This window comes from Ciceribacter thiooxidans (assembly GCF_014126615.1).
GTDB classification, from domain to species: domain Bacteria; phylum Pseudomonadota; class Alphaproteobacteria; order Rhizobiales; family Rhizobiaceae; genus Allorhizobium; species Allorhizobium thiooxidans.
Window position 1 is genome coordinate 1 of sequence record NZ_CP059897.1, and the last position, 24,762, is coordinate 24,762.

Below are 24,762 nucleotides of genomic sequence, written 5' to 3' on the forward strand. Positions count from 1 at the left end.
AGGCCGATCATAAACAGGAAGCGTCGCTGGAACATATTGACAGACCACATATAAATATAGAGATATTCTAATTTCAAACTCGCGCGAAAGCAAGCTTGTGATCGCGGAGTCTCTATAGGTCTGGGCGGCGCTTGGGAGGAAGCCATGCTGGAGATCAGTTACGGCGGGGCCATCGCGGCAGGGGCTCCTGTCTTTCCTGTCGCCGTGCATTCTACCGATGGTGCCTTCTACCTTTCCTACATGGCGGGGCTCTCGATGCAGGAGCTGCGGGACGGCGAGCAGATTGCGGCCGGCGCGCAGCGGCGGCTCTTCGTACAGGCCGTCGCATTCGCGCTCGGTGTGACGACGATCTTCGTCCTGCTCGGGCTCGGCGCCACGGCCCTCGGCCACCTCTTCCTGCAATGGAAGGAGACCCTTTCCTGGATCGCGCGGCGGTACTGATCGTCTTCGGGCTGCACTTCCTCGGCGTCTCCGCATCAGCTTTCTCTACCGCGAAGCACGGGTGCAATCGACGGCCAACCCGACCACGCTCGGTGGCGCCTATCTGATGGACTTGCCTTCGGCTTCGGCTGGACGCCCTGCGTTCGGACCAGCCCTGGCAGCGATCCTGATGGTCGCGAGCGGCATGGGGGACCTCTGGCGCGGCGACTGCTGCTCCTCGCCTACGGCATAGGTATGACGTTGCCGTTCGTCGTCGCGGCTCTGTTTGCACGACCATTCCTGGCTTTCGTCGGCCGCCACCGCGCGCTCATGCGGGCATGTCGAGAAACTCATGGGCCTGATGCTGATCATCTTCGGCATCCTGATCGCGACCAATTCCGTCAACCTGATCGCAGATGCCCTGATCCGGAACTTCGACTGGTCCGCGACGCTGAAGTAATCACGAGGAGAATGACACATGCACCCGATACGACTGCTTTTCGCCTTCGCATTGTTGACCCTCGGCTTCGTCTCCGCGCCGGTCGCTGCCGTGGAACTGGGAGACGACGGACTGCACAAGCCGACCTGGTTGCGTGAGACGTTCAAGGATTTGCGCGATGACCTCGCCGAGGCCAACCGGAAGGCAAGAGACTCCTCATCATGGTGGAGCAGCGGGATGCATCTACTGCACCCGGATGCACGAGGAAGTGTTTCCCGACCCGAAGATCGATCAGCTCATCCGCGACAACTACTTCGTCGTGCAGATGAACCTCTTCGGCGATGTCGAGGTAACCGACTTCGACGGAACCGTCCTGCCGGAGAAGGAAATGGCCGTGCGCTGGGGCGTCATGTTCACACCGACGCTCATCTTCCTGCCGGAAGCCGTAAAAGTGGATCAGACTGCCGCAAGCGCCGCCGTCGCGATGATGCCCGGCGCCTTCGGCAAGGGCACCACCGGCGCCCTGCTCACCTGGATTCGCGATCACGGCTACGCGTCCGGTGAGCACTTTCAGAAATTTCTTGCCCGTCAGGTCAATCCTTAACACCGAAAAATATGATCAATATCAAATCGTTATAAGGTTATTCAAAAATATATATATAGGGCTATTGTTATGGGTTGCCGGTCGAGCTAACCTGCATCAGGAGAGAAGAGGGAGGAGAGGATGAAATGGCAGTTCTGTCTGGCATCGGCGGTGTTGATATCCGCCGCCACGCCCGCCTTTAGTGAGACCGCGCCATCTGCGGCAGTGTTCCATGAAGGCGCCATCGAGATGTCTTTGTCCGGAAAGCCGGGAGATCCGGTCGCCGGCGTGAAGGTGATGACCACCAATGCCCTCGGCAATTGCGTGGCCTGTCATCAAATCAGCAAGCTGCCGGAGGTGTCTTTCCAGGGCAACATAGCCCCACCGCTCGACGGCGTCGCCGAGCGCTATTCGGAAGCGCAGCTCCGCGGAATCGTGGCCAATGCGAAGATGACGTTCCAGGGAAGCTTCATGCCGGCCTTCTACAAGACCGACGGCTACGTCCGGCCCGGCAACGGCTATACGGGCAAGGCACCCAAAGGCCCCCTGCCGCCAATCCTGAATGCGCAACAGATCGAAGATGTGGTGGCGTACCTGCTCACGCTCAAAGAGTGATGCAGGCGACGTTCGAGAGGAGTGAAAAATGAACCTTACGAGACGAAACATTCTTTTGGCCGGCGTCGGCGGGATCGCTGCACTGGCTCTTCCGCTGCCCGCGGCAGCGGCCGCAATCGAGGCCTTGACCAAGGACTTTACCGGCGGCGCTGAGGCCGGCAGTGACGGCATCACCCTGACGGCTCCCGAGATCGCGGAAAACGGCAATACCGTTCCCGTGTCGGTCGACGCTCCCGGTGCGGTGGCGATCCTGCTGCTTGCCGAAGGCAACCCGGAACCGGCCGTTGCGACGTTCAAGTTCGGCCCGGCAGCCGGCAGCCAGTCGCTGGCAACCCGCATCCGCCTCGCCAAGACGCAGAACGTCATCGCCTATGCAAAGATGGCGGACGGCTCGATCAAGAAGGCACAATCGACCGTGAAGGTCACCATCGGCGGCTGCGGCGGCTGATCGATAGAGGAGGAGAGACAACATGGCTTCCGATGCAAAACCGCGCGTGAAAGTGCCGAAATCAGCCAAGGCTGGCGAGATCGTGACGATCAAGGCGCTTATCAGCCACAAGATGGAATCCGGCCAGCGCAAGGATGCCGACGGCAAGATCATTCCCCGTTCGATCATCAATCGCTTCACCTGCGACTTCAACGGCAACAATGTCGTCGACGTCGCGATCGATCCGGCCGTTTCGACCAACCCGTACTTCGAGTTCGCCGCCAAGGTAGACGCTGCGGGCGACTTCAAGTTCACCTGGTACGACGACGACGGTTCGGTTTACGAAGACAAAAAGTCGATCGGGGTTGCCTGAGCCGCATGTTGATCTAGGGAGGAGACAGACATGCCACGTTTCAGCAATGCGATACTCGCCGCCGTTCTCGGTCTTTGTCTTGCCGGCCCGGCCGGTGCGGACCCGGTCGAAGACACGCTGGAGATTGAGACGGAAGACGGCACGGTCACCCTGGTGACCAGCGCGCCGGCGCCCGACCATCTCAAGGGTGCCTTCGATACGATCTGGTCGGGCTGGCACTTCCGCGAGGACGATACCCGCGCGATGGAAAAGGACGACTTCGACAACCCCGGTATGGTCTTTGCCGACCGTGGACGGGACTTGTGGAACCAGTCGATGGGGACGAAAGGCGAGTCCTGCGCCAGCTGTCACAACGGACCGGAAAGCATGAAAGGTCTGCGCGCCGTTCTTCCGCGCGTCGACGAAAAGTCCGGCAAGTTGATGATCATGGAAGACTACGTCGACCAGTGCGTCACGGAACGCATGGGCCTCGAGAAGTGGGGACCGACCTCGAGCAAGATGAAGGATATGCTGGCACTGATTTCGTTGCAGTCGCGCGGCGTCATCCAGAATGTAGCGATCGATGGACCGGCTGCCTCCTATTGGCAAAAGGGCAAGGAGATGTACTACACCCGGTATGGCCAGCTCGAGATGTCCTGTGCGAGCTGTCACGAGAACAACTACGGGAAGTTCATCCGGGCTGACCACCTGAGCCAGGGACAAGTTTCCGGCTTCCCGGTCTATCGTCTGAAGGATGCCGGGCTCGTCACGGCGCAGCAACGTTTCGTCGGTTGCGTCCGCGACACCCGAGCAGAGACCTTCAAGGCGGGCTCCGAAGAGTTCAAGGCACTCGAACTCTATGTCGCCTCCCGCGGCAACGGTCTCTCGATCGAAGGCGTCGGTGTCAGGCCCTGACGGAGTGGACCGCCGCGCCTGAAGGCGGCGGTCCCGCACCAACATTCGTATTCAACACGGCAAGGCTCCGGCGCGTTGGTTTCCGGACGGGTTTTGCTGCGCATTTTTCGAGGAACGGACATGATCAACCGGCGCGAATTTCTGCAGGCATCGGTGGCGGTCTCCGCCATATACGGCCTCTCAGGCTTCGGAAACTGGTCGAAGCTCGCAGCGCAGCAGGCGATGACCCAGAACAGCCTGCTGGCCTTCGAGGACTTCGGTAACGTCACGCTGATCCACATCACCGACATTCACGCGCAAACGAAGCCGATCTGGTTTCGCGAACCTGAGATCAATCTCGGCGTCGGCGAGGCGAAAGGTCGTCCGCCGCACCTGACGGGTAAGGATTTCATCGAGGCGTTCAAGATCAAGCCGGCTTCGGCCGACGCCTACGCGCTGACCTACGAAGATTTCGTGGCTCTCGGCAAGACCTACGGCAAGATGGGCGGCATGGACCGCGTGGCGACCGTCGTCAAGGCGATCCGCGCTGCTCGTCCGGAAGCCATCCTGCTCGACGGTGGCGATACCTGGCACGGTTCGATGACCTCCCTGCTGACCAAGGGCCAGGACATGGTGAACATCATGAACGCGCTCAAGGTCGATGCCATGACCAGCCACTGGGAATGGACCTATGGCACCGAACGGGTGAAGGAGATCGTCGACACCCTGCCGTTCCCCTTCCTCGGCGCCAATATCTTTGACGCCGAGTGGAACGAACCGGCCTTCGAGCCCTACACGTTCTTCGAGCGTGGCGGCGCCAAGGTTGCCGTGATCGGCCAGGCGTTCCCCTACATGCCGATCGCAAACCCGGGCTGGATGTTCCCGGAATACTCCTTCGGCATTCGCGAAGAGCGCATGCAGGAGATGGTCGACGAGGTCAAATCCAAGGGCGCCGATCTGGTCGTCTGCCTCTCCCACAACGGTTTTGACGTCGACCGCAAGATGGCGAGCCGCGTCAAGGGTATCGACGTGATCCTCACGGGTCACACGCATGACGCGGTGCCCGAGCCGGTGGTCATCGGGGAAACGATCCTCATCGCTTCCGGCTCGAACGGAAAATTCGTCAGCCGCGTCGATCTCGACGTGCGCGACGGACGCATGATGGGTTATCGCCACAAGCTCATTCCGATCTTCGCAGACGTCATCGCCCCGGATCCTGAGATGGCGGCGCTCGTCGACAACGAACGCGCACCACACAAGGAAAAGCTCGAAGAGAAGATCGGGACCACCGAGAGCCTGCTCTACCGTCGGGGCAATTTCAACGGGACCTGGGACAACCTCATCTGCGATGCGATCCGGTCCGAGCGGGATGCGGAGATCGCGATGTCGCCCGGCGTTCGCTGGGGCACGACACTGATGCCCGGTGACGCGATCACCCGTGAGGACATCCACAATGTCACCTCGATGACCTACGGCGCCTGCTACCGGACCGAGATGACCGGCGAGACGCTCAAGACCATTCTGGAAGACGTTGCCGACAACCTGTTCAACACCGATCCCTATTACCAACAGGGGGGCGACATGGTCCGTGTCGGCGGCATCGGCTTCACCATCGACATCGGCCAGCCGATCGGCAACCGCATCTCCGACATGGTGCTCTCCGACAGCGGAACGGCCGTCGAGGCCGGCAAGAGCTATACGGTCGCCGGTTGGGCCTCCGTCAACCAGGGCACCGAAGGTCCGCAAATCTGGGACGTGATCGAAAGCCATGTCCGAAAACTCGGGACCGTGAAGGTCACACCCGACTCCTCCGTCAAAATTGCTGGAATCTGAGAGAATAAGGAGCGTTCGCCATGTCCGACGAACCCGCAAACGGCACATCACGACGCGGTTTCCTGCGCAATTCGGCCCTCACCGCGGCCGGACTGGTCGCGGGGGCCGGAACCGCCCGTGCAGCCCAACCAGACCCGCTGATCACCGAAGTGCAGCCTTGGGCTTCCGCTTTCGGCGACCCTGTCGACGCGACGCCGTACGGCATGCCGATCCAGTTCGAGAGCCATGTGGTGCGCCGCAACGTCTCGTGGCTGACGGAGAGCCCCGTCTCCTCGATCAACTTCACGCCGATCCATGCTCTCGAAGGCACGATCACACCACAGGGCTGCGCATTCGAACGTCACCATTCGGGCGCGATCGAAATGTCGAAGACCGATTATCGTCTGATGATCGACGGCCTCGTCGAGAAGCCCCTCGTCTTCACCTTCGAGGACCTGACCCGTTTTCCACGCGCGACGGCAACCGCCTTCCTGGAATGTGCCGCGAATGGCGGGATGGAATGGGGCGGCGCCCAGCTCGAAGGCTGCCAGTTCACTCAGGGCATGATCCACAACATGGAGTATGTCGGCGTGCCGCTGCGCCTCCTCCTCGAAGAGGCGGGTGTGAAGCCTGAAGGCAAGTGGATCTACGCCGAAGGCCATGACGCCTCTTCGAACGGACGTTCGATGCCGCTCGACAAGGCCATGGACGACGTGCTGGTCGCCTTCATCGCGAACGGCGAGGCGCTGCGCAAGGAGCACGGCTATCCCGTCCGTCTCGTCGTTCCCGGCTGGGAAGGCAACATGTGGATCAAGTGGGTCCGGCGCATCGGCGTCTACGATCAAGCCGTCGAGAGCCGTGAGGAAACTTCGAAATACACCGACCTGATGCCGGACGGGCGCGCCCGCAAATGGACCTGGGTCATGGATGCGAAGTCGGTCATTACGTCACCTTCACCCCAGGCTCCGATCCGGCACGGCAAGGGTCCGCTCGTCATCACCGGGCTCGCCTGGTCGGGCCACGGCAAGGTCACCCGTGTCGACGTTTCGCTCGACGGCGGCCGGAACTGGCAGGAGGCGCGGCTCACCGGCGATGTCAGGTCGAAGGCACTCACCCGCTTCCACCTCGATATCGACTGGGACGGCTCGGAGATGTTCCTGCAGTCCCGCGCAACGGACGAGACCGGCTATGTCCAGCCGACGAAGGACGAGTTGCGCGCGATCCGCGGCTCAACAACGTCTATCACAACAATTCCATCCAGACCTGGTGGCTGAGAGCGGACGGAGAGGTCGAAAATGTCGAAATCGCGTAAACTTGTCCTTTCCGCCCTTTTCGCCGTATCCCTCGGTGCAACTCCGGTCCTTGCAGAAAAACTTGGCCTCGGCCGTCCGGCCCTGCCTGAAGAAATCGACGCGTGGGACGTAACGGTGCTTCCGGACGGCAAGGGACTTCGTCCGGGCTCCGGCGATGTCACCACCGGCGAAGCGGTCTTCGGCGAAAAATGTGCAGCCTGCCACGGCGAGTTCGCGGAAGGGCTCGACGCCTGGCCGGTGCTGGCTGGCGGACAGGGTTCATTGAAAGATCGGCGCCCGGTCAAGACGATCGGCAGCTACTGGCCGCATCTCTCGACGGTCTGGGACTACGTGCATCGTTCCATGCCGTTCGGAAGTGCGCAGACCGTTTCCGTCGACGAGACCTACGCGATCACCGCCTTCCTTCTCTATTCGAACGGACTGGTCGACGAGGACTTCGTGCTTTCGAAGGAGAATTTCGGCGAGGTTCAGCTGCCGAACAACCAGGGCTTCTACGCGGATGACCGTTCGGAGGCGGAATACCCGCTGTTCAGCAAGGAACCCTGCATGAAGGACTGCCGGGGACCGGTCAAGGTCACCAAGAGGGCCGTGGAATTGAAGGTGACCCCGACGGACCCTGACGGGAAACCGGCCGGAACCTTGCCCGACCTCACAGGCCAGGCGCCGGTGCAGCAGAAATCCGAAGCGACCGAACCCGCAGCAGAGACCGATACGGCCTCTGCCGTCACTCCCGCCGCGACGGCACCCGAGGCCGAGCCCACCGTCGAGACTGCATCCGCCGAGGATGGGGATCACGAACTCGCCGAGGCCGGGAAGACAGTCTTCAAGAAGTGCCAGTCTTGCCACAAGATCGGCGATGGCGCCAAGAATGCCACGGGACCACATCTCAACGGAGTCATCGGACGGGTTCCCGGCTCCGTTGAAGGCTACAAGTACTCCAAGGCGTTTGCGAAGATGCAGGTCGCGGGCGAGGTCTGGAATGACGCGCGCCTCGCCGCTTTCCTCGAGAACCCGAAGACCTTCGCCGCCGGGACGAAAATGACCTTCGCCGGCCTCAAGAAGGAAGACGAGCGTTCGGCATTGATCGCCTACCTCAAGAGCGCCGGCAAATGACCGGCCCGCGGTGCACCGTCCCTCCCGGTGCTCTGCATCGCCGCCGCGTTGAAACGCGGCGGCGAAGACCTGATATTACCTGACCCGGAATAGCTATGAGCCTTGCCCGTCGCCGTTTCATGATTTCGGTTGCTTGCGCTGGCGCCGCCCTTGCGGCGCCGTCCGTTCACGGCCGGGCGCGGGCAAAGGTCGTCGTTGTCGGTGGCGGCGCCGGCGGCGCAAGCATCGCTCGCAAGATCGCGATCGATGCGCCCAATCAAATCGAAGTTGCGCTCGTCGAGCCGAACGCGCTTCACACGACCTGCTACTTCTCAAACCTCTATCTCGGCGGAATCCGCAGCTTCGAAAGCCTCCAGCACGGCTATGACCGGCTGATCCGCTCCGGTGTCCAGGTGGTCGCGGACACTGCCGCCGCGATCGACCGGGAGAAGCGCCGTGTCGTGCTCGCAGGCGGCGGGCATCTTCCCTACGACCGGCTGGTCGTCGCGCCGGGAATCGATTTCGTCGAGGGCTCTGTGCCGGGCTGGGATCTGGAGGCGGCCGATCGCATGCCGCACGCCTACAAGGCCGGTCCGCAGACGCTTCTCTTGGCAAAGATGATCGAGTCTCTGCCGCAGGGCGGCGTATTCGCCATGATCGCACCGCCCGAGCCTTACCGCTGCCCGCCGGGTCCCTATGAGCGGGTCAGCATGATCGCCCATTACCTGACGAAGAAGAACCCCACTGCGAAGATCATCATCATCGATCCGAAGGAAGAGTTCACGCTGCAGAAGCTCTTCGAGGACGCGTGGCTCAAATACTATGACGGCATGATCGAGTGGATCGGACCCGATTTCGGTAGCCGCGACCTTTCGGTTTCGCCAGACGCGATGGAAATCTCCGTCGACGGTGAGGTGATGAAGGTCGATTGCTGCAATGTCATACCGGCGCAGAAGGCCGGAAAGATCGCCCACCTCGCCGGGCTGACGGAAATGAGCGGCTGGGCGCCCGTCGACCCGCTCTCGATGCGCTCGCGTGTCGACGACCGCGTCTTCGTGCTGGGTGACAGCGCGCAGCAGGGCGACATGCCGAAATCGGCGACATCCGCCCGCTCGCAGGCCGAGGTCGCGGCGGCCACCGTGATCGGAGACCTGACCGGCCGGGCAATACCGGAACCGGTCTATTCCAACGCCTGCTGGTCGGCCCTTGCGCCGGGAGATTCGGTGAAGGACGGCGGCACTTACAAGCCCGCCGACGGAAAGATCGCCAGCATTGAAAAATACGTTTCGCAGGCCGACGAAGATGCGGCCACGCGCGCGGCGACCTACCAGGAGAGCCTGGACTGGTACAACACCATCACGGCTCAGATCTTCGGCTGATCCGGACCAATCGGGAGAAGGATTCGATATGCAAACCCGCCGCCGCTTCATTGCCTCAACCGCTGCGCTCGCAGCCAGCGCCGTGCTCTTGCCAAGGCAAGTCTTCGCCGCGACCACGCTGACGCTCGGCAACGTACAGATCGACACGCTGTCCGACGGAAATCTCGTGCTGCCCGCGGACTTTATCACGGCCGGAATGCCGCAGCCCGAAACGAACACCATCCTCGCCTCCTACGGCGTCACGGGTGGTCAGATGACGCCACCCTGCAACGTCACGCTCCTGCGCGACGGCACAAACACCGTTCTCTTCGATCTCGGCGCCGGCCCCGATTTCCAGCCGACTGCAGGCAAGCTGTCCGCAGCCATGGAGGCGCTCGCCGTGAGCCCCGACGACGTAACACATGTGGTCTTCACCCATGGCCATCCGGATCATCTCTGGGGGCTGCTCGACGAATTTGATGAACCGGTCTTCGCCAATGCCGAGCACATGATCGGCGCGGCCGAGTTCGACTACTGGATGGATCCGGGCACCGTCGATACGATCGGCGATGCCCGCAAGACCTTCGCGGCCGGTGCCGCCCGCCGGCTCGGCGTCATCGCCGAAACGGTGCGGCGGGTCAGCGACGGGGAAGAGGTTCTCCCAGGCGTTGCCGCACGGCTCACGCCCGGCCATACGCCGGGACATCTTTCCTTCGAAATCCGCTCCGGCTCGTCCAGCGTCCTGGTGGTCGGCGACGCGATCGGCAATCACCATGTGGCGTTCGAGAAGCCGGACTGGGCGACGGGTTCCGATCAAGACCCGGAACTCGCGGCGCGTACCCGCACCAAACTGATGGACGAGATCGCCACTTCCGCCATTCCCCTGATCGGCTACCACCTGCCGGACAGCGGCATCGGTCATGTCGAGCGGAAAGGCAACGCCTACCGCTTCGTATCGATGTAAGTCAGGTCGGCGAGACCGCCGAACGCGGCCGGTCGACCAGCCAGTCGGTCGCGACCGCACCGACCCACATGGAAAACAGGGCAAGCCAGGCAGTCGCAGCGAAGACCGATGTACCGGTGACCCCGGCGCCGATCGCGCAACCGCCGGCGAGCATGGCCCCGAAGCCCATAAGCATGGCACCGCTCAGCGACCGGCGCATCTGGCTCTCCCCATCGAAACCCTGGAACTTCAACTCGCGCGAAATCGCCGCGGCGAGGAAGGCCCCCCGAACGCACCCGGAACCAGCCCGATGTCGAAATCGAGCACCGGATCGCTCGTCAGGAAGAACATCAGGGTCGACGCGGACGGACCGGAGAATGTGATGGACGTCACGTTCACCGGATCGAAGGCCGCGGTCGACAGCGACCAGGTCAGCACCCAGCCGACAGCGACCGAAAATCCGACACCGGAGGCAAAGAAGAGGATCTTCCAGCCAATCTTCTCCCTGATCGAAAGATAGAGCGCCAGCGCCGCGGTCGCGAAGCCCAACAGGGGACCGAACCAGGCCGGCAGATGAAGAAGCGCAAGCAGATTGACGTTCTGGCCCGCCGGTGTCGTCCAGAGCCCCGCCAGCCATTGTCGAAGTGGGGCGAGCCAGCCGCGAAGCGACATCTGCGCGCTGACGGCAAAGACCAGTCCGGCGACGACCGAGCGCAGGTTCCCGGTCGCCGCAAGCACCAGGAGGCGCCCCGAACAGCCCCGCGCCATCACCATGCCTGCCCCGAACACCAGCCCACCGATGACGGCCCCCGACCAGGAGCCGGTAATCGCCATCACCCGCGCATCGGCCGGACGGAACAGGCCGGATTGCCCGGCCAGCCAGACCCAGATCGACGCCGTGGAGAAGGTGAGCAGCCAGACGGCAAGTCTGCGACCGAGGTGACCGCGCGAGAATTCGACGGTCGCGGCCCTGAGGCAGAAGGCGGATTTCTGCGCCGAAAAGCCGAAAATACCGCCCGTCACGAGCCCGAAGAGCGCAGCCAGCTGCGACTCGTCGAACAGGTCGAGCAGCGATGTCAAATCCATTCAGCGCCCCTCGATTATCCCTTCCGTGGCCCAACTGCGTGCGATCATACCCTCAAATCTTCCCGGGCACATCTCCCTCGTTGATCTGCGGCGGTGAGACGCAGACCCGCGCGTCAGGACCGGAGCACATCATCCCTTTGCAACCACTGAAACGGCGTCTGCGAATGCGTCCGTCTGCATCAGTGCGCGACATCGGGCGAAACGACCTTCCGCATAAGCGCAAAAATCGTCGGCGGGATTGCCGTTTGCGAGCTGGATCAGGCCCCAGAGCGTCCAGAGTAGGTCACACATCGCCTTGTAGATGACGATGCGGCCGCGCTCGGCGGGCGCGGGTTCACCGCTGAAATACGCGCGGATCATCTCCGCTTCCTGCTCCGGCCCGAAACCGCCTTCGACACAGAGATCGCCGAGATCCCACATCGGATCGTTCATGCCCGAATACTCCCAGTCGACGACCCACATGCGCTCGCCGGTATCGAGGAAGTTCTCGCAAAGCGGGTCGCAATGGCAGGCGACGGAGGGGAGCGGATGGGCGGAAAGGGCAGCACGGACACTTTCTGCTTCGTCCAGCACCTCATGATAGCCTTCCGGCAACGCGACGTCTTTCGTCGACAGCACGCCGAGGTAGCCGTCGATCATCGAAAACAGCTCGAAACGAGCCGGAAAGACGGCGTCGCTGTCATGCAGCTTGCGGAAGGCCTTTCCGGCGCGAGTGGGCGCGCCCGGTATCGAGCGAAACCCTTCGGGAGTCATGGTAACCGCGCCTCCGACGAAGCGGGAAACGAAGACACCGCTCGAGAGGTCGGCGAACAGGATTTCCGGGCCGACGCCGGCGCTGGCGACAGCTTCGGTCGCCATCATCTCGTTTACGCGGTCGATATATTCTTCGGTGCCCCTGCCGGGGATGCGCAGGCAATAGTCTCCGATCCGAAAGACGAGATTGGTGAGCCCGCCCAACCGCTCGATCGGGCCTTCATAGGCCTTGAGGAGCGGGATCGTCTTCAGCGTCACGCGGGCAAGCGCGATGTCGGCGTCTTCGCTCATGCCTTCAGCCTCTCCATCTTGGGATCGTAGAGGGTCCGAGCGCCCCGGCGCGCCTGATAGGTCTTGCCGAACGCCTCGATCTCGAAGTCTTCCTTTGTGGCGATCTCCGCCGGCAGGTAACCGAAGGCGATGGTCTTGCCGAGCGTGTAACCGTAGCCGGTGCTGGCGGTGGAGCCTACGACCTTGCCGTCGAGCAGGACCGCCTCGCCGCCGTGGAAGGGCGCGAAGCCTTCGACGGTGTAGGAGACGAGCTTGCGCTTCACCCCTTCCGCCTTGATCGCCGCCAGGGCATCGCGACCGATGAAATCACCCTTTTCGAGGGCTACGCAAAACCCGAGCCCCGCCTCGTAAGGGTTGTAATCGGGCGTGATGTCGCCCGACCAGTAGAGATAGCCCTTCTCCATCCGGGCCGCGTCGATCGCGCGGTAACCGGCATCAGCGATGCCGAACGGCTCGCCGGCTGTCTTCAGCGTATCGTAGACGTGAGCGGCGTACTCCTGGTCGATGTAGAGTTCGTAGCCGAGTTCACCGACATAGCCGATACGCACGGCGAGTGCAGTGGCGGCGCCCACCTCGATCCGCCTCGCCGACAGGAACGGGAAGGCGTCGTTGGACAGATCGTCGTCGGATACGCTCTGCAGGATGTCGCGGGCATGGGGTCCGCAGATGTTGAGGGTGGCAAAGCGGTTGGTCACGTCCCGCAGGCTGACGCCGTCGGGCAGGTGACGCGAAACCCAGTTGCCGTCGCGCACGCCGAAGCCGGAGCCGGTGACCAGATAGAGAAGATCATCCGCCAGATGGACGATGGTGACATCCGCCTCGATCCCGCCCCGCTCGTTGCAAAGCTGGGTGTAGACGGCCTTGCCAGGAGGACCGGAAAGATCATTGGCGGCGATCCTCTGCATCGCCTCCCATGCGCAGGCACCACTGATTTCGAACTTGGAGAAGGAGGATTGGTCGATCAGCGCGGCCCGCTCGCGGATCGCCTTCACCTCCTCGCCGACCGCATCGAACCAGTTCGGCTTTCCTTCGAAGGAGGGAACGTCCTTGTCGTGCGAGCCTTTCGGTGCGAACCAGTTGGGGCGCTCCCAGCCGAACTTGGAGCCGAACACGGCGCCGTTCTTCGCAAGCGTTTCGTGCAGCGGCGAGCGCCGCAGCCCGCGCACGGCGTGGGCCTCTTCGCCCGGCCAATGGACCTTGTAATAGGCGCCGTAGGCCTCGATGGCCCGCTCTTCGAGATAGCGTCCCTGGGCGTGGACGGCGCCGAAGCGGCGCACGTCGAAGGGCCAGAGATCCATGCCGGCATCGCCATGGAGAATGAGGTTCGAGAGCGCCAAGCCGGCGCCGCCCGAGGCCGCGATGCCGGCGGTGAAGCCGCAGGCGATATAGAAATTGTCGAGCTCCGGTGCTAGCCCCATGATCGGCTCGCCGTCGAAGGAAACCGGGATCGGGCCGTTGATAACCGTCTGAATGCCGATCTCGTTCAAGGCCGGAATACGGGTCGCGGTGGGAAGGGCAAAGAGCTCCAGGCGCTCCCAGTTGGGCTCGAAGAGTTCTCGGCCGAAATCGATGGGCGGCTTGCCGCGCCAGCAGCCCTTGGTGCCGTCTTCCCATCCTCCGATGGCAAACGAGCCGGTGTCCGGTTTTAGGTAGAAATTGTTGTCGGGATCCCGCAGCGTCGTCAGGTCGGGGGGCAGCGTCAGTTTCTTCTCGGTGAGAAAATACTGGTGTTCGACCACGCCGGCCGCGAGCGGCACGCCGGCCATCTCGCCGACGCGCTTGGCCCAGAGGCCGGCGCAGTTGACGAGGATGTCGCAGGAAATCGTCCCGCCATTGGTGACGACACCGACCGCACGGCGGTTCTCGATGACGATCTCTTCGACTGTCACGCCTTCCTCGATCTTCGCCCCATTCATGCGCGCGCCCCTGGCATAGGCCATGGTCAGCGAATACGGGTCGATATAGCCGTCGCCCGGGATGAAGGCGGCGCCTTCGATGCCGTCCTTGACGATGTAAGGGAAACGGCTCGCGGCCTCGTCGGCGGAGAGGGAGTAGCATTCGACGCCGAAGCTCTTGGCTTGGGTCATCGAGCGGCGGATCTCGCTCCAGCGCTCCGGACTGCCGGCGAGCCGCAATGAGCCGACCTTCTTCCAAGCGATGTGCTGCCCGGTCTCCTCTTCCAATCTGTCGAAGACGGCGACGGAATTCTGCATCAGCCGCGTGAGGTTGCGCTTTCCCCGAAGTTGGCCGACGAGGCCGGCGGCATGCCAGGTGCAGCCGTGGGTGAGCATGGCCTTTTCGACCAGCAGGACGTCCTTCGCCCCATCGCGAGCAAGGTGGTAGGCGACGGAGGTGCCGATCGCACCCCCGCCGATGATGAGAATGTGGACGTGACGATCCGCACGGAATGACATTTCGGAAACCTCAAGCCTTGATCTTGTCCATGGACGGGTCGTAAAGCGGCGCGAAGTGAAGGGTCGCCGGCGTCTTCTCCGCCGCAACGACGAGCTCGTAAGTGCCGCACTTGAGGTACTCGTCGCTGACGCCGTCGGCGCTGCGGACATAGCCGTAGCCGATGTTCTTCTCGAGGGTATAGCCGTAGCCGCCGCTGGTGAGGTAACCGACCGGTTCGCCGTTTCTCAAGATCGTCTCGCGACCGGCCAGAACCACGCTCGGATCATCGACGGTAAAGCCCATCAGCCGCTTCTTCGGCGGTTTGCCGGCGAGACCTTCCAGCGCGCGTCGGCCGAGGAAATCGGTGTTCTTGCGCAGCTTCACCGCCCAGCCGAGGCCGGCCTCGAAGGGCGTGTCGTTCGGCGTGATGTCCGAACTCCAGGCGCGGTAGCCCTTTTCGAGCCGCAGCGATTCCAGCGCGCGGTAGCCGATCGGGCGGATTCCGTGGTCGCTGCCTGCCGCCATCAGAGCGTCGTAGACCTCGCCGAGCGCACTGATCGGGATATGCAGCTCCCAGCCCAGTTCGCCGACATAGGTGACGCGAAGCGCCCTGACGGTTGCGCCGGCGATCGGAATTTCGCGGACATGGCCGAAGGGGAAGCCCGCGTTCGAGACATCGGCAGACGTGACGGCGGCGAGCACGTCGCGCGCCTTCGGCCCCATCAGCGAGAGCGTGCCCCATTCCTCGGTGATATCGACAAGCGTGCAGTCGAGCCCATCGGGGATATGGTCCGCAATCCAGCCGAAATCATGGGTGCGGAAGCCGGTGCCCGTGACAATGTAGAATTTCTCGTCGGCGATGCGGGCAACGGTCAGGTCCGCCTCGATGCCGCCGCGGGTGTTGAGAAGCTGGGTATAGGTCAGGCGACCGACCGGCTTTGCGACATCGTTGGCGCAGATCCAGTCGAGAGCTTTGAGCGCGTCCGGACCGGAAAGCTCGTATTTCGAGAAAGAGGACTGGTCGAAGACGCCGACCGCCTCGCGCACATGCCGGTGTTCGTCACCGACCGGTTCGAACCAATTCTGGCGGCCCATCGAATAGACGTCCTTCGGCTCCGTGCCGGCCGGGGCGAACCAGTTGGGACGCTCCCAGCCGAGTTTGGAGCCGAACACGGCGCCGTGTTTCTTCAGGCGCTCATAGAGCGGCGAGACGAGAAGCGGGCGGCCGCTTTCATATTCTTCATGGGGATAGGCGATCGTGTAGTGCTTTCCATAGGCTTCAAGCGTTCGGTCGCACACCCACTGGCGATCCCGGTGCATGCCGGCGAAGCGGCGGATGTCGACCACCCAGAGATCGAGCGGCGCCTCGCCGTCGATCACCCATTGCGCCAGAACCCAGCCGGCGCCGCCACCCGACGCGATGCCGAAGGCATTGAACCCGGCGCCGACGAACATGTTCTTGCATTCGGGTGCTGCGCCGAGGATGAAGTTGCCGTCGGGCGTAAAGCTCTCCGGGCCGTTGATCATCTGCTTGACGCCGACATTCTCCAGCGCCGGAACGCGTTCCATGGCCTGCATCATGTGCTGCTCGAAATGGTCGAAGTCGTCGTCGAACAGACGGAAGGCCCAGTCGTTCGGCAGGTCGCCGGTGAGCCACGGCTGCGGATCGGGCTCATACCCACCCATGACAAGGCCGCCAACTTCCTCCTTGAAATAGGTGCGGCGATCCGGGTCACGGATCGTCGGCGCATCGGTCGAGAGGCCGTCGATCTTCTCGGTGATGATGTACTGGTGCTTCACGGGCTGCAAAGGCACGTTGATGCCAGCCATGTCGCCGACCTGCCGCGCCCACTGACCAGCGCAGTTGACGACTTTCTCGCACACGACATCTCCTTCGGTCGTCTTCACCGCCGTGACACGACCGTCCTTCATCTCGAAGCCGGTGACGCGAACGTTCTCGACGATTTTCGCGCCGTGCATGCGTGCACCCTTGGCAAGCGACTGCGTGATGTCGGAGGGGCTCGCCTGCCCATCCGTCGGCAGCCAGCTTGCGCCGACGAGATCGTCGACATTCATCAGCGGCCACATCCGCTTCACCTCTTCCGGTGAGATGAGATGCATGTCCATACCGAAGCTGCCGGCGGTGGTGGCGAGGCGCTTGAACTCCGTCCAGCGGTCCTGGTTGGTGGCAAGCCTCAGGCAGCCCGTCATCTTCCAGCCGGTGGCAAGGCCGGTCTCTGCTTCCAGCCCCTTGTAGAGGTCGACGGAATATTTCAGCACCCGCGTGATCGAGGCCGAGGATCGAAGCTGCCCGACGAGCCCGGCGGCATGCCAGGTGGAGCCGGAGGTGAGCGTCCCCTGCTCCAGCAACAGCACGTCGGCCTTGTGGTCCTTGGCCAGGTGGTAGGCGGTCGAGCAGCCGATGATGCCGCCGCCGATGACGACGATCTGTGCATGGGATGGCAGGGTCATGACGAGTGTTTCCCGTAGACTGATTGATAACGATCGAGCGCTTTTTGAAGGCGCATGAGGTTGTCGGCCGTGTAGTCGACATAGTCGGCTCCCGGCGCATCGAGGTAGAGTTCGGAAACCATGCTCCACATCGCTTCGCGCAGCAGCGAGGCGCATTGCATGGCCGCGAGCGAGTGGCGGATGTCCGGCGAAGGCTCGCCACCGAAATAGGCCCGGAGGAACTCGTCAGACTGTTCCGCCGTCAGCCCGGCATTCGAGGTCGCGCCGGCGAGATCGAACATGGCAGTCGAGAAGCCGGCATATTCGTAGTCGATCAGCCACAGCTTTTCGCCGTCGTCGAGGATGTTCGACGGCAGGAGATCGTTGTGCCCGAAGATGATCGGCAGAGGCGCCTGCACGGCCTCCAGCCCCCCGGCGACCACGAGATAGCGTCCGAGTTCCGGGATCATCCGGCTGCCGCCCGCCTCGAGCGTGCGGGCATAGTCGCGGATGACGTGAAAGGGCCAGAACATGAAACCGGCGCCCGACACGTGGCGCGGCATCTCCTCGTGGAACCGGCGTAGCAGCCTGGCCACGCGCTCCCGTTCAGCGGCGACATCGGCGGCGGAGAAGGTCTTCGCGTCGAGGAACGCTGACACCATGACACCGGGCTCGGCATACTCGATCTGCGGTGCGAACCCTGCCGCATGGGCCGCTCTCGCCGTCATTAGTTCCCGGTCACGATAGACATGGTGGAAGGGATAGTCGGTGCCGAAGCGGACGACATGGCGGCCCGAGGCGTCCTTCACCACGAAGCTCTCATTGCTCAGGCCACCCTTCAGCGGCTCGATCTCGATCGCCCCTTTCCAGCACGGCAGATCGGCAATCCGGTCCTCAGACATACGCGGCATCGTCGATACACTCATGCGATCCGCTCCCTCACCCGTGCCGCGCCGGCCGAAATCAGGCGATCGGCGATGATGGCGATGAAGGCGACGGCAAGCCCCGCAACGAGGCCGCGCCCCGTATCCGCCTTGGTGAGCGCGATATAGACCTCCTGGCCGAGATCACGGGTGCCCACGAGCGCCGTAATGACGAGCATTGAGAGGGCGAACATGATCGTCTGGTTGAGGCCGAGCATGATTTCCGGAAGCGCGAGCTTCAGCTTGATCTTGGCAAGGATCTGCGAAGGGGTGCAGCCCATCGCCTTGCCCGCCTCGATCACGCGCGGATCAACGCGCCGGAGGCCGAGGACCGTGTAGCGGATCGCCGGCGCGACGGCATAGGCGACGATGGCGATCAGCGCCGTGAAGTCGCCGACGCGGAACAGCATGACGGCCGGCATCAGGTAGACGAAAGAGGGAAGCGTCTGCAGCGTGTCGATCACCACCTGCAACCAGCGCCAGAGCCGTTCACGCTCGGCCGCAAGAATGCCGACGGGAATGCCGATCAGGCTCGCGATGACGACCGAGATACCACAGAGATAGACGGTGACCATCGCCTTCTCCCACTGGCCGGTGGCGGCAATCAGGAAAGAGAGTACGCCGGCCGTCAACGCCAGGCGAAAGCCGCCCAGCCGATAGCCGGTAAGCGCAAGCAGGGCCACGACGCCGACCCAGGGCAATTCACCGAGGAAGCGCTTCACCGGAACGAGAAGGCCGAGGAGCAACGTCGTGCGGAGAGCCTCCAGCGCATCGAAGAAGTTGAGGTTGATCCATTTCACGACGTCGTTCCAGAAGCCGCCGGTCGAGAGCACCAGGCCTTCGGGATAGGCTTCAAGAGCCGGCGCCACCACGCTGGCGACGAGGCTTGTCGCGAGAATACCGACCGCAGCTGCCACATAAGGGTGACGCCCAACGACATTTCCGCCCGTGACAGCCGGCGAAGGCGCCCCTGCCTTTCTCGCATAGGCCTGGCTCAACCGGTCGAGTGCGACGGCAAGTGCGACAATGGCGAAGCCCGCTTCCAGACCCGCGCCGATGTCGAGCCGGCGGAGTGCCGCAAGGACGTCGAAGCCGAGACCGCCGGCGCCGATCATCGAGGCAATGATCACCATATTGAGCGAGAGCATGATGACCTGGTTGACGCCGACCATGAGCGCGTCGGAGGCGGAAGGTACCATGACCTTCCATGTCATCTGTCGCCGGGAGCAGCCGACCATATGCCCGAGATCGCGAATTTCCGACGGTACGGCCCTCAGCCCGTGAATGGTGATCCGCACCATTGGCGGCATCGCGTAGATCAGGGTGCCGACGATCGCCGCCGTCGGGCCGAAGCCGAAGAAATAGAGGATCGGCACGAGATAGGCGAAGATCGGGATCGTCTGCATTAGATCGAGCAGCGGCGTCAGAGCCCGTTCGAACAGGGGCCAGCGGTAGCCGGCAAGGCCGAGCAGTAGGCCGAGCACGACGCCGATCGGCACCGCCACGACGATCGAGGCAAGCGTCACCATGGCGCTGCTCCACTGCCCGAAGACGGCAAGAAACGCGAAACAGACGCCGACCAGCGCAGCGAGCTTTCGGCCGCCGGCGTAATAGCCCATCAGGCCGACGAGGACGATGACCCCGAGAAAGGAGACCGGCGGCACGAGCTGAACCGCGGCCGACCCCTGGCCGGACAGAAATCCGGTTGACAGCAGGCTGAGCGCCAGCGTGTAGGGAACGTCGATGACGGTCGCGACGAAACGGGTGAGATCAGTAAACGAAAAGAGCCCGAAGCTCGCCTCGTTGACCAGCCACTTGGTCCATCCCCCGATATGACGTGCCGCGGGAATTTGCCATGCGCGTGGGTAATCGAACGCCCACTTGGCGATCGCCGGACCAATCCACCAGGCGATCAATGAGGCGAACGCGGTGAGCGCGACGAGCAGATCGGGAAGGCGGCCCATTCGGCTACCCGCCCGGTCGTGGCCGGGCGCCAGGGGTTCTGTCGATGCGAGCGGCGCGGACATCGGATCACCCCTGCATCATGATAGTGACGACATCGTCGCGGTGAACGGAGCCGATCACCCCGCCGTCCGGGCCGGTGACGCCGATCGGTCCGCCGGATCCGGCAAACAAGGGCGCTACCTCGGCCACTGTCGTGCGCGCGTCAACGGTTGTCGCGGCAGATGCGCCCGGCTCGGGCTTCATGACAGAAGCAACCTTGATGACCTTGGCACGCGCCACGTTGCGGGTGAACTCGGCCACGTATGGCGTTGCCGGATTGAGCACGAGTTCCTCCGGCGTGCCGGATTGTACCACTTCACCGTCTTTCATGATGGCGATGCGGTCGGCAAGCCTGATCGCCTCGTCGAAATCATGTGTGATGAAGACGATGGTCTTCTTCAGGACCGACTGCAGGCGCATGAACTCGTCCTGCATCTCGCGGCGGATGAGCGGATCGAGAGCGGAGAACGGCTCGTCGAGGAACCAGAGCTCCGGCTCGACGGCGAGCGAACGCGCGATCCCCACCCTTTGCTGCTGTCCGCCGGAGAGCTGGCGGGGGAAGACATTCTCCTTGCCGGCGAGCCCGACAAGCTCGATCATTCTGTGGGCACGCTCCTCGCGCTTCGACCGTTCGACGCCCTGGACTTCGAGCGGAAAGGCGACATTGGCGAGAACGCTCAGGTGGGGCAGCAGCGCGAAGTGCTGGAAGACCATGCCCATCTGGTGGCGTCGGATCTCGATCATGCGGGCATCACTCGCCGCAAGCAGGTTTTCGCCGTTGAACAGGATTTCGCCGGAGGTCGGCTCGATCAGTCGTGACAGACACCGCACAAGCGTCGATTTTCCCGAGCCGGAGAGCCCCATGATGACGAAAATCTCCCCGCTCCTTACCTCGAGATTGACGTCGCGGACGGCTCCGACAAGTCCTGCCTCTGCGAGATCTTCCATGCCCGGCGTTCCGCCCGACGCACGGAGCGCCTCCCGCGCACCTGCACCGAAGATCTTCCAGACATTGCGGCAGACGAGTTTGGCTTCAGAGGACATGAGGGTTCCGCAGGCTCGCATGGACGACTGGCGCCGTTAGACGGTCACGACAGGAACGCGGGCACCCATGTTGAGAAAGGTGGTCATGGATGGCCGTGGTCGGGGAGCGCTATTTCTTGATCCAATCGGACCAACGCGCCTCGTTGGCGGCCATCCAGGCCGCCACGACGTCTTCGAGCTTCTTGCCGTTGACGTCGACGTCGGTGATCATCGCACCCATTTCGTCGTTGTTGACGTTGAAGGCCTTGATCGCCTTGTACGCGCCCGGCCACTTGTCCTTCACGCCCACCCAGCCGGCCTTCCAGATAGGGCCGAAGGGCTTGCCGCAGTCGTAGGCCATGTCGGGATTGGAGCCCCAGCTCGCGTCGTTATAACATTCGGGCGTGTAGGTGGGGAACTCGACCCACTCACCCTTGTACTTGGCAGGCGCCCAATGCGGCGCGTAGATCCACAGCATGATCGGCGCCTGGCGTTGATAGGCGCTTTCGAGCTCCGCAAAGAGGGCGGCGTCCGTGCCGGCATGCACGACTTCAAAGGGCAGGTCGAGAGCCTCGACGCGTTCGTCGTCGAAGCCACCCCAGGTCACAGGGCCGCCGAGATAGCGACCCTTCGGTGCAGTCTCAGCCGTGGAAAAGGCTTCTGCGCAGGCCGGTTCCTTCAACGCTTCCCAATTGGGCAGGCCCGGGCATTTTTCCTTCATGTAATCCGGAAACCACCACTCCTCCTTCGCCTGCATCCCGGTCTCGCCGAGATTTTCGACCTTGCCGGTCGCAACAGCGTTATCGAGCGCCTCCTGTCCGGTGGTCGCCCAGATTTCCATGGCGACGTGAAGGTCTCCCGTCTCCAGCCCCGCGAACTGCGCGAGATAGTCGGCCTGGACATATTCCACGGAATATCCGGCCTTCTTCAGCACTTCGCCCATGATGTTGGTGGTGATCAGCTGACCGGTCCAGTCGTGCAGGGTCAGCTTGATCGGATCTGTGGATTCCTGTGCCATCGACGGCGTGGCCAAGACCACGCCCGACAAGAGAAGAACGGCCGCGGACAATCGCGGCAGGCGCGCAAGATCAAGCATTCGAGTTCTCCCAGTAGAGCCCGTTGAAAGAGTGATGAACTGGCAAGGCACCCGACCGTCGTTCCCCGTACTTTTCGTATCTCGAGACGGGAGTGCGTGGCGGCAATCTCATGTCAGACAAGATCGCTTGTCAACGCCAATTTGTGGTTTTTTGTGTTTTTATGCCCGTTTCTGTGGCCGATGATTGCCGTCGTGGCTCGGCTGCGCTATGACGACAGTGCAGAACGAGTGGTTGGAATCATGGCTCCTTCGAAAAGGCACAGGGATATTCTTCGCCTGCTCGAACGCGACGGCACCGTCGCTGTCGCGGAACTTGCACGGAAGCTCAACGTCTCGCTGGAGACGATCCGCCGGGACATCAAGCCGCTTGCCGGCAACGGGAGCGTGATCAAGCTGCACGGCGCGGTCAGCCTTCCCTCCGTCGTTGGGGAAGCTCCGTTCGAGAAGCGAATGCGCGAAAACAGCGGCGCGAAACGGGCGATCGCCGCGGCCGTCGCCGCGACCATCCGCGACGGCGACTCCATCATGATGGATACCGGCACGACGACGAGTTTTCTCGCACGTGAACTGCTCGGCCATCGCCGCCTGACGGTCGTGACGAACTCCTCCGACATCGCCCGCACGCTCGCGACTGTCAACGACAACAGGGTCTACATGGCAGGTGGGGAACTACGCAGCGACAACGGCGCTGCCTTCGGCACGACCGCGATCGAATTCGTCAGCCGCTTCGCCGTCACCCACGCGGTGATCTCAACTGGGGCGGTGAACGCCGGGGGCATGATGGATTTCGACCTGGAAGAAGCCGAATTCGCCCGCATGGTTCTGACGCGCGGCAAACGCGCCCTAGTGGTGACCGACCACAGCAAGTTCGGGCGAGATGGGCTGGTGAGAGTGAGCGGCTTCGACGCAATCACGGAGCTTGCGACCGACAAGGCCCCGCCGCCGGACATCGCCGAAGCGCTTTCCGCGGCAGGCGCCGAACTGTTGCTGGCGTGAGGGGCGAGCGGGAGAGACAAGCGAGAAGCATGCGGCCGAGTCAGAGAGATCCTTGATCAAGGGCATCTGAAAGATCTGGCGCCAGCGATTATTCAAACCATTGTGATGGGTTGAATAAGTTCCAAAGATGCATTATTTGAACCATTATGAGGGTCAATTAATGCACTTAACGCTCCAAACCCATTTCGATGGTGAGTGGCATCACGCCGCAACGCTAGAACTCAAGGACGACGCGGCCGGTTTCCAGGGCGCGTCGATCGTCGATTACGATCTCGACTATTTCGTCACTGTGGCATCGGCGGAGTTTGCGGCCGGAAAAACCGTTCGCGACCATCGCGCGTTGTCCGTCCGCTATCCCGTTGATCTCGAAAATCGATACAGCCGCAGTTGGCCGCCTTTCCTCTTGGATCTTATGCCCCAAGGACATGCGAGGCGAAAGCTTGCCGATCACCTCGGCCTTGCTGAAGGCTCGCGCGCTTCTGATCTGCCGCTGCTTTTGCGATCGGCGACGGGCGGCATTGGCAATGTCCGGATCAAGGAAGCGGCCGAGGCCGAAACGGAACGGCTGCGCGGCGTTGAGCGTCAAGGGGTTACAGAGGCCGAAATCCTTGAGCGGTCGGATCGCTTCATGGAAGTCGCCGATCGCTTTGGAATGCTCGCCTCCGGCTCAAGCGGTTTGCAAGGCGAATGGCCGAAGGTCTCGATGACCCAGGCGAACGACGGGCTCTATTATCCCGACAGCTTCGTGACCGATGATGAAGCCATGCGCCACGTCATCGTAAAGCTGGTGCGTAGCAACGAGCCTGTGGACCGCCTGATCCTCGAAGGCGAAGCCCTCTATTCACGGATCGCTCAAGAGATTGGTCTGAATGTCAGCGAACCGTCGACCTATGCCGAAGGCGTCCTGATCATTCCCCGTTTCGACCGGAAAAAAAGAGAAGGTGGCGGAACCGTCCGGCTGGGCCAGGAAAGCCTCGTGTCCGCGATCGGCGTTGCCGATTTCGGCCATGTCGGCACGCATGAGGCCTATTTCGACGTTCTGCGCCAATATTCGGCCGATCCCTTCTCGGACATAGTCGAATACCTGAAGCGCGATATCGCCAACCTGGCGTTTGGCAATCCGGACAATCACGGCCGCAACTCCGCGCTGCGCAAGCACCCGGACGGCACGATCCGACTGTCTCCACTCTTTGATTTTGCGCCCATGCGCCTCGCAAAAGAGGGGATCGTTCGCTCCACTCGCTGGGCCATGATGCATGACAGTGGTCGCGATCATCTTCCTGATTGGAAGCGCATTTGTGGCGAACTGGTTCCTGATCCTGCTGAGCAGAGAGCTTTAGCGTCTGCGCTCTACGCATTCGCCGGACACCTTCGGCTTGCACCGGACATGGCGAATGATATGGGGGCGTCTCCGGCACTTCTGCAGCGCGCAATGGGACGCTGCATGGAAATCACGGACAGTGTTCTAGCGGCGTGCCAGTGATGTTGGAGGACAGC

17 protein-coding genes and 4 pseudogenes are annotated in these 24,762 nt (G+C 62.6%); 13 read left to right on the plus strand and 8 right to left on the minus strand.

Annotated features, from left to right (window positions below):
• Positions 1-144: 144 nt before the first annotated feature.
• From H4I97_RS18080 to H4I97_RS18130, 11 genes and pseudogenes are all read left to right on the plus strand, one after another.
• Positions 145-880, plus strand: a pseudogene (locus H4I97_RS18080) (cytochrome c biogenesis CcdA family protein).
• Between the two features lie 18 nt (positions 881-898).
• Positions 899-1,463, plus strand: a pseudogene (locus tag H4I97_RS18085) (SoxW family protein).
• Between the two features lie 120 nt (positions 1,464-1,583).
• On the plus strand, positions 1,584-2,057 hold the full coding sequence (gene soxX, locus H4I97_RS18090) for a sulfur oxidation c-type cytochrome SoxX (protein WP_182308274.1): 474 nt from the start codon (positions 1,584-1,586) through the stop codon (positions 2,055-2,057).
• A 28-nt stretch (positions 2,058-2,085) separates the two neighbouring features.
• On the plus strand, positions 2,086-2,505 hold the full coding sequence (soxY, locus tag H4I97_RS18095; RefSeq protein ID WP_182308275.1) for a thiosulfate oxidation carrier protein SoxY: 420 nt from the start codon (positions 2,086-2,088) through the stop codon (positions 2,503-2,505).
• A gap of 22 nt (positions 2,506-2,527) precedes the next feature.
• A complete protein-coding gene (soxZ, locus tag H4I97_RS18100) occupies positions 2,528-2,857 on the plus strand; it encodes a thiosulfate oxidation carrier complex protein SoxZ (RefSeq protein ID WP_182308276.1) in 330 nt (109 codons plus the stop codon).
• Positions 2,858-2,887: 30 nt separating this feature from the next.
• The gene (gene soxA / locus H4I97_RS18105) at positions 2,888-3,751 is read left to right on the plus strand and encodes a sulfur oxidation c-type cytochrome SoxA (protein WP_182308277.1); all 864 of its coding nucleotides are present in this window, start codon (positions 2,888-2,890) and stop codon (positions 3,749-3,751) included.
• Positions 3,752-3,871: 120 nt separating this feature from the next.
• Positions 3,872-5,563 (plus strand): thiosulfohydrolase SoxB, encoded by a 1,692-nt coding sequence (gene soxB / locus H4I97_RS18110; RefSeq protein ID WP_182308278.1) that lies wholly within the window; start codon positions 3,872-3,874, stop codon positions 5,561-5,563.
• A 20-nt stretch (positions 5,564-5,583) separates the two neighbouring features.
• Positions 5,584-6,854: pseudogene (soxC, locus tag H4I97_RS18115) on the plus strand (sulfite dehydrogenase).
• On the plus strand, positions 6,838-7,968 hold the full coding sequence (locus H4I97_RS18120; protein ID WP_182308279.1) for a c-type cytochrome: 1,131 nt from the start codon (positions 6,838-6,840) through the stop codon (positions 7,966-7,968). The pseudogene soxC and the gene H4I97_RS18120 overlap by 17 nt, the downstream one beginning before the upstream one ends.
• A gap of 95 nt (positions 7,969-8,063) precedes the next feature.
• Positions 8,064-9,326 (plus strand): NAD(P)/FAD-dependent oxidoreductase, encoded by a 1,263-nt coding sequence (locus H4I97_RS18125; RefSeq protein WP_182308280.1) that lies wholly within the window; start codon positions 8,064-8,066, stop codon positions 9,324-9,326.
• Between the two features lie 28 nt (positions 9,327-9,354).
• Positions 9,355-10,269 carry an MBL fold metallo-hydrolase gene (locus H4I97_RS18130; RefSeq protein ID WP_182308281.1) on the plus strand — a complete coding sequence of 305 codons (915 nt, stop codon included), beginning with the start codon at positions 9,355-9,357 and terminating at the stop codon, positions 10,267-10,269.
• Between the two features lies 1 nt (position 10,270).
• On the opposite strand, the pseudogene H4I97_RS18135 reads toward H4I97_RS18130, so the two are convergent.
• The 8 genes and pseudogenes from H4I97_RS18135 to H4I97_RS18170 all read right to left on the minus strand — a co-directional run bounded on the left by H4I97_RS18135 (position 10,271) and on the right by H4I97_RS18170 (position 22,269).
• A pseudogene (locus H4I97_RS18135) lies at positions 10,271-11,334 on the minus strand (YeeE/YedE family protein).
• Between the two features lie 129 nt (positions 11,335-11,463).
• Positions 11,464-12,378 carry a choline/ethanolamine kinase family protein gene (locus H4I97_RS18140; RefSeq protein ID WP_182308282.1) on the minus strand — a complete coding sequence of 305 codons (915 nt, stop codon included), beginning with the start codon at positions 12,376-12,378 and terminating at the stop codon, positions 11,464-11,466.
• Positions 12,375-14,792: a GcvT family protein gene (locus H4I97_RS18145; RefSeq protein WP_182308283.1), complete on the minus strand. Its 2,418-nt coding sequence runs from the start codon at positions 14,790-14,792 to the stop codon at positions 12,375-12,377. The genes H4I97_RS18140 and H4I97_RS18145 overlap by 4 nt, the downstream gene beginning before the upstream one ends.
• A gap of 10 nt (positions 14,793-14,802) precedes the next feature.
• Positions 14,803-17,244, minus strand: coding sequence for a GcvT family protein (locus H4I97_RS18150; protein WP_182308284.1), 2,442 nt, complete (start codon positions 17,242-17,244; stop codon positions 14,803-14,805).
• A complete protein-coding gene (locus H4I97_RS18155; protein ID WP_244658855.1) occupies positions 17,241-18,149 on the minus strand; it encodes a phosphotransferase family protein in 909 nt (302 codons plus the stop codon). Before H4I97_RS18155 ends, H4I97_RS18150 begins: the two co-directional genes overlap by 4 nt.
• A complete protein-coding gene (locus tag H4I97_RS18160) occupies positions 18,146-20,110 on the minus strand; it encodes an ABC transporter permease (protein ID WP_182308973.1) in 1,965 nt (654 codons plus the stop codon). The genes H4I97_RS18155 and H4I97_RS18160 overlap by 4 nt, the downstream gene beginning before the upstream one ends.
• 67 nt (positions 20,111-20,177) lie before the next feature.
• Positions 20,178-21,194: a quaternary amine ABC transporter ATP-binding protein gene (locus H4I97_RS18165; RefSeq protein ID WP_182308285.1), complete on the minus strand. Its 1,017-nt coding sequence runs from the start codon at positions 21,192-21,194 to the stop codon at positions 20,178-20,180.
• Positions 21,195-21,303: 109 nt separating this feature from the next.
• Positions 21,304-22,269, minus strand: a complete 966-nt coding sequence (locus H4I97_RS18170) for an ABC transporter substrate-binding protein (protein ID WP_182308286.1) — start codon at positions 22,267-22,269, stop codon at positions 21,304-21,306.
• Positions 22,270-22,509: 240 nt separating this feature from the next.
• Between H4I97_RS18170 and H4I97_RS18175 the strand changes: the two genes are divergently transcribed.
• Together H4I97_RS18175 and H4I97_RS18180 are read left to right on the plus strand one after the other, a co-directional pair.
• Positions 22,510-23,265, plus strand: coding sequence for a DeoR/GlpR family DNA-binding transcription regulator (locus tag H4I97_RS18175; RefSeq protein ID WP_182308287.1), 756 nt, complete (start codon positions 22,510-22,512; stop codon positions 23,263-23,265).
• A 160-nt stretch (positions 23,266-23,425) separates the two neighbouring features.
• A complete protein-coding gene (locus H4I97_RS18180; protein ID WP_182308974.1) occupies positions 23,426-24,748 on the plus strand; it encodes a HipA domain-containing protein in 1,323 nt (440 codons plus the stop codon).
• Positions 24,749-24,762 lie beyond the last annotated feature (14 nt).

Bases quoted from the DNA above. Each gene is read 5' to 3' on its own strand.
- soxX (WP_182308274.1), top strand. From the start codon at position 1,584: ATGAAATGGCAGTTCTGTCTGGCATCGGCGGTGTTGATATCCGCCGCC.
- soxY (WP_182308275.1), top strand. From the start codon at position 2,086: ATGAACCTTACGAGACGAAACATTCTTTTGGCCGGCGTCGGCGGGATC.
- soxZ (WP_182308276.1), top strand. From the start codon at position 2,528: ATGGCTTCCGATGCAAAACCGCGCGTGAAAGTGCCGAAATCAGCCAAG.
- soxA (WP_182308277.1), top strand. From the start codon at position 2,888: ATGCCACGTTTCAGCAATGCGATACTCGCCGCCGTTCTCGGTCTTTGT.
- soxB (WP_182308278.1), top strand. From the start codon at position 3,872: ATGATCAACCGGCGCGAATTTCTGCAGGCATCGGTGGCGGTCTCCGCC.
- H4I97_RS18120 (WP_182308279.1), top strand. From the start codon at position 6,838: ATGTCGAAATCGCGTAAACTTGTCCTTTCCGCCCTTTTCGCCGTATCC.
- H4I97_RS18125 (WP_182308280.1), top strand. From the start codon at position 8,064: ATGAGCCTTGCCCGTCGCCGTTTCATGATTTCGGTTGCTTGCGCTGGC.
- H4I97_RS18130 (WP_182308281.1), top strand. From the start codon at position 9,355: ATGCAAACCCGCCGCCGCTTCATTGCCTCAACCGCTGCGCTCGCAGCC.
- H4I97_RS18140 (WP_182308282.1), bottom strand. From the start codon at position 12,378: ATGAGCGAAGACGCCGACATCGCGCTTGCCCGCGTGACGCTGAAGACG.
- H4I97_RS18145 (WP_182308283.1), bottom strand. From the start codon at position 14,792: ATGTCATTCCGTGCGGATCGTCACGTCCACATTCTCATCATCGGCGGG.
- H4I97_RS18150 (WP_182308284.1), bottom strand. From the start codon at position 17,244: ATGACCCTGCCATCCCATGCACAGATCGTCGTCATCGGCGGCGGCATC.
- H4I97_RS18155 (WP_244658855.1), bottom strand. From the start codon at position 18,149: ATGAGTGTATCGACGATGCCGCGTATGTCTGAGGACCGGATTGCCGAT.
- H4I97_RS18160 (WP_182308973.1), bottom strand. From the start codon at position 20,110: ATGGGCCGCCTTCCCGATCTGCTCGTCGCGCTCACCGCGTTCGCCTCA.
- H4I97_RS18165 (WP_182308285.1), bottom strand. From the start codon at position 21,194: ATGTCCTCTGAAGCCAAACTCGTCTGCCGCAATGTCTGGAAGATCTTC.
- H4I97_RS18170 (WP_182308286.1), bottom strand. From the start codon at position 22,269: ATGCTTGATCTTGCGCGCCTGCCGCGATTGTCCGCGGCCGTTCTTCTC.
- H4I97_RS18175 (WP_182308287.1), top strand. From the start codon at position 22,510: ATGGCTCCTTCGAAAAGGCACAGGGATATTCTTCGCCTGCTCGAACGC.
- H4I97_RS18180 (WP_182308974.1), top strand. From the start codon at position 23,426: ATGCACTTAACGCTCCAAACCCATTTCGATGGTGAGTGGCATCACGCC.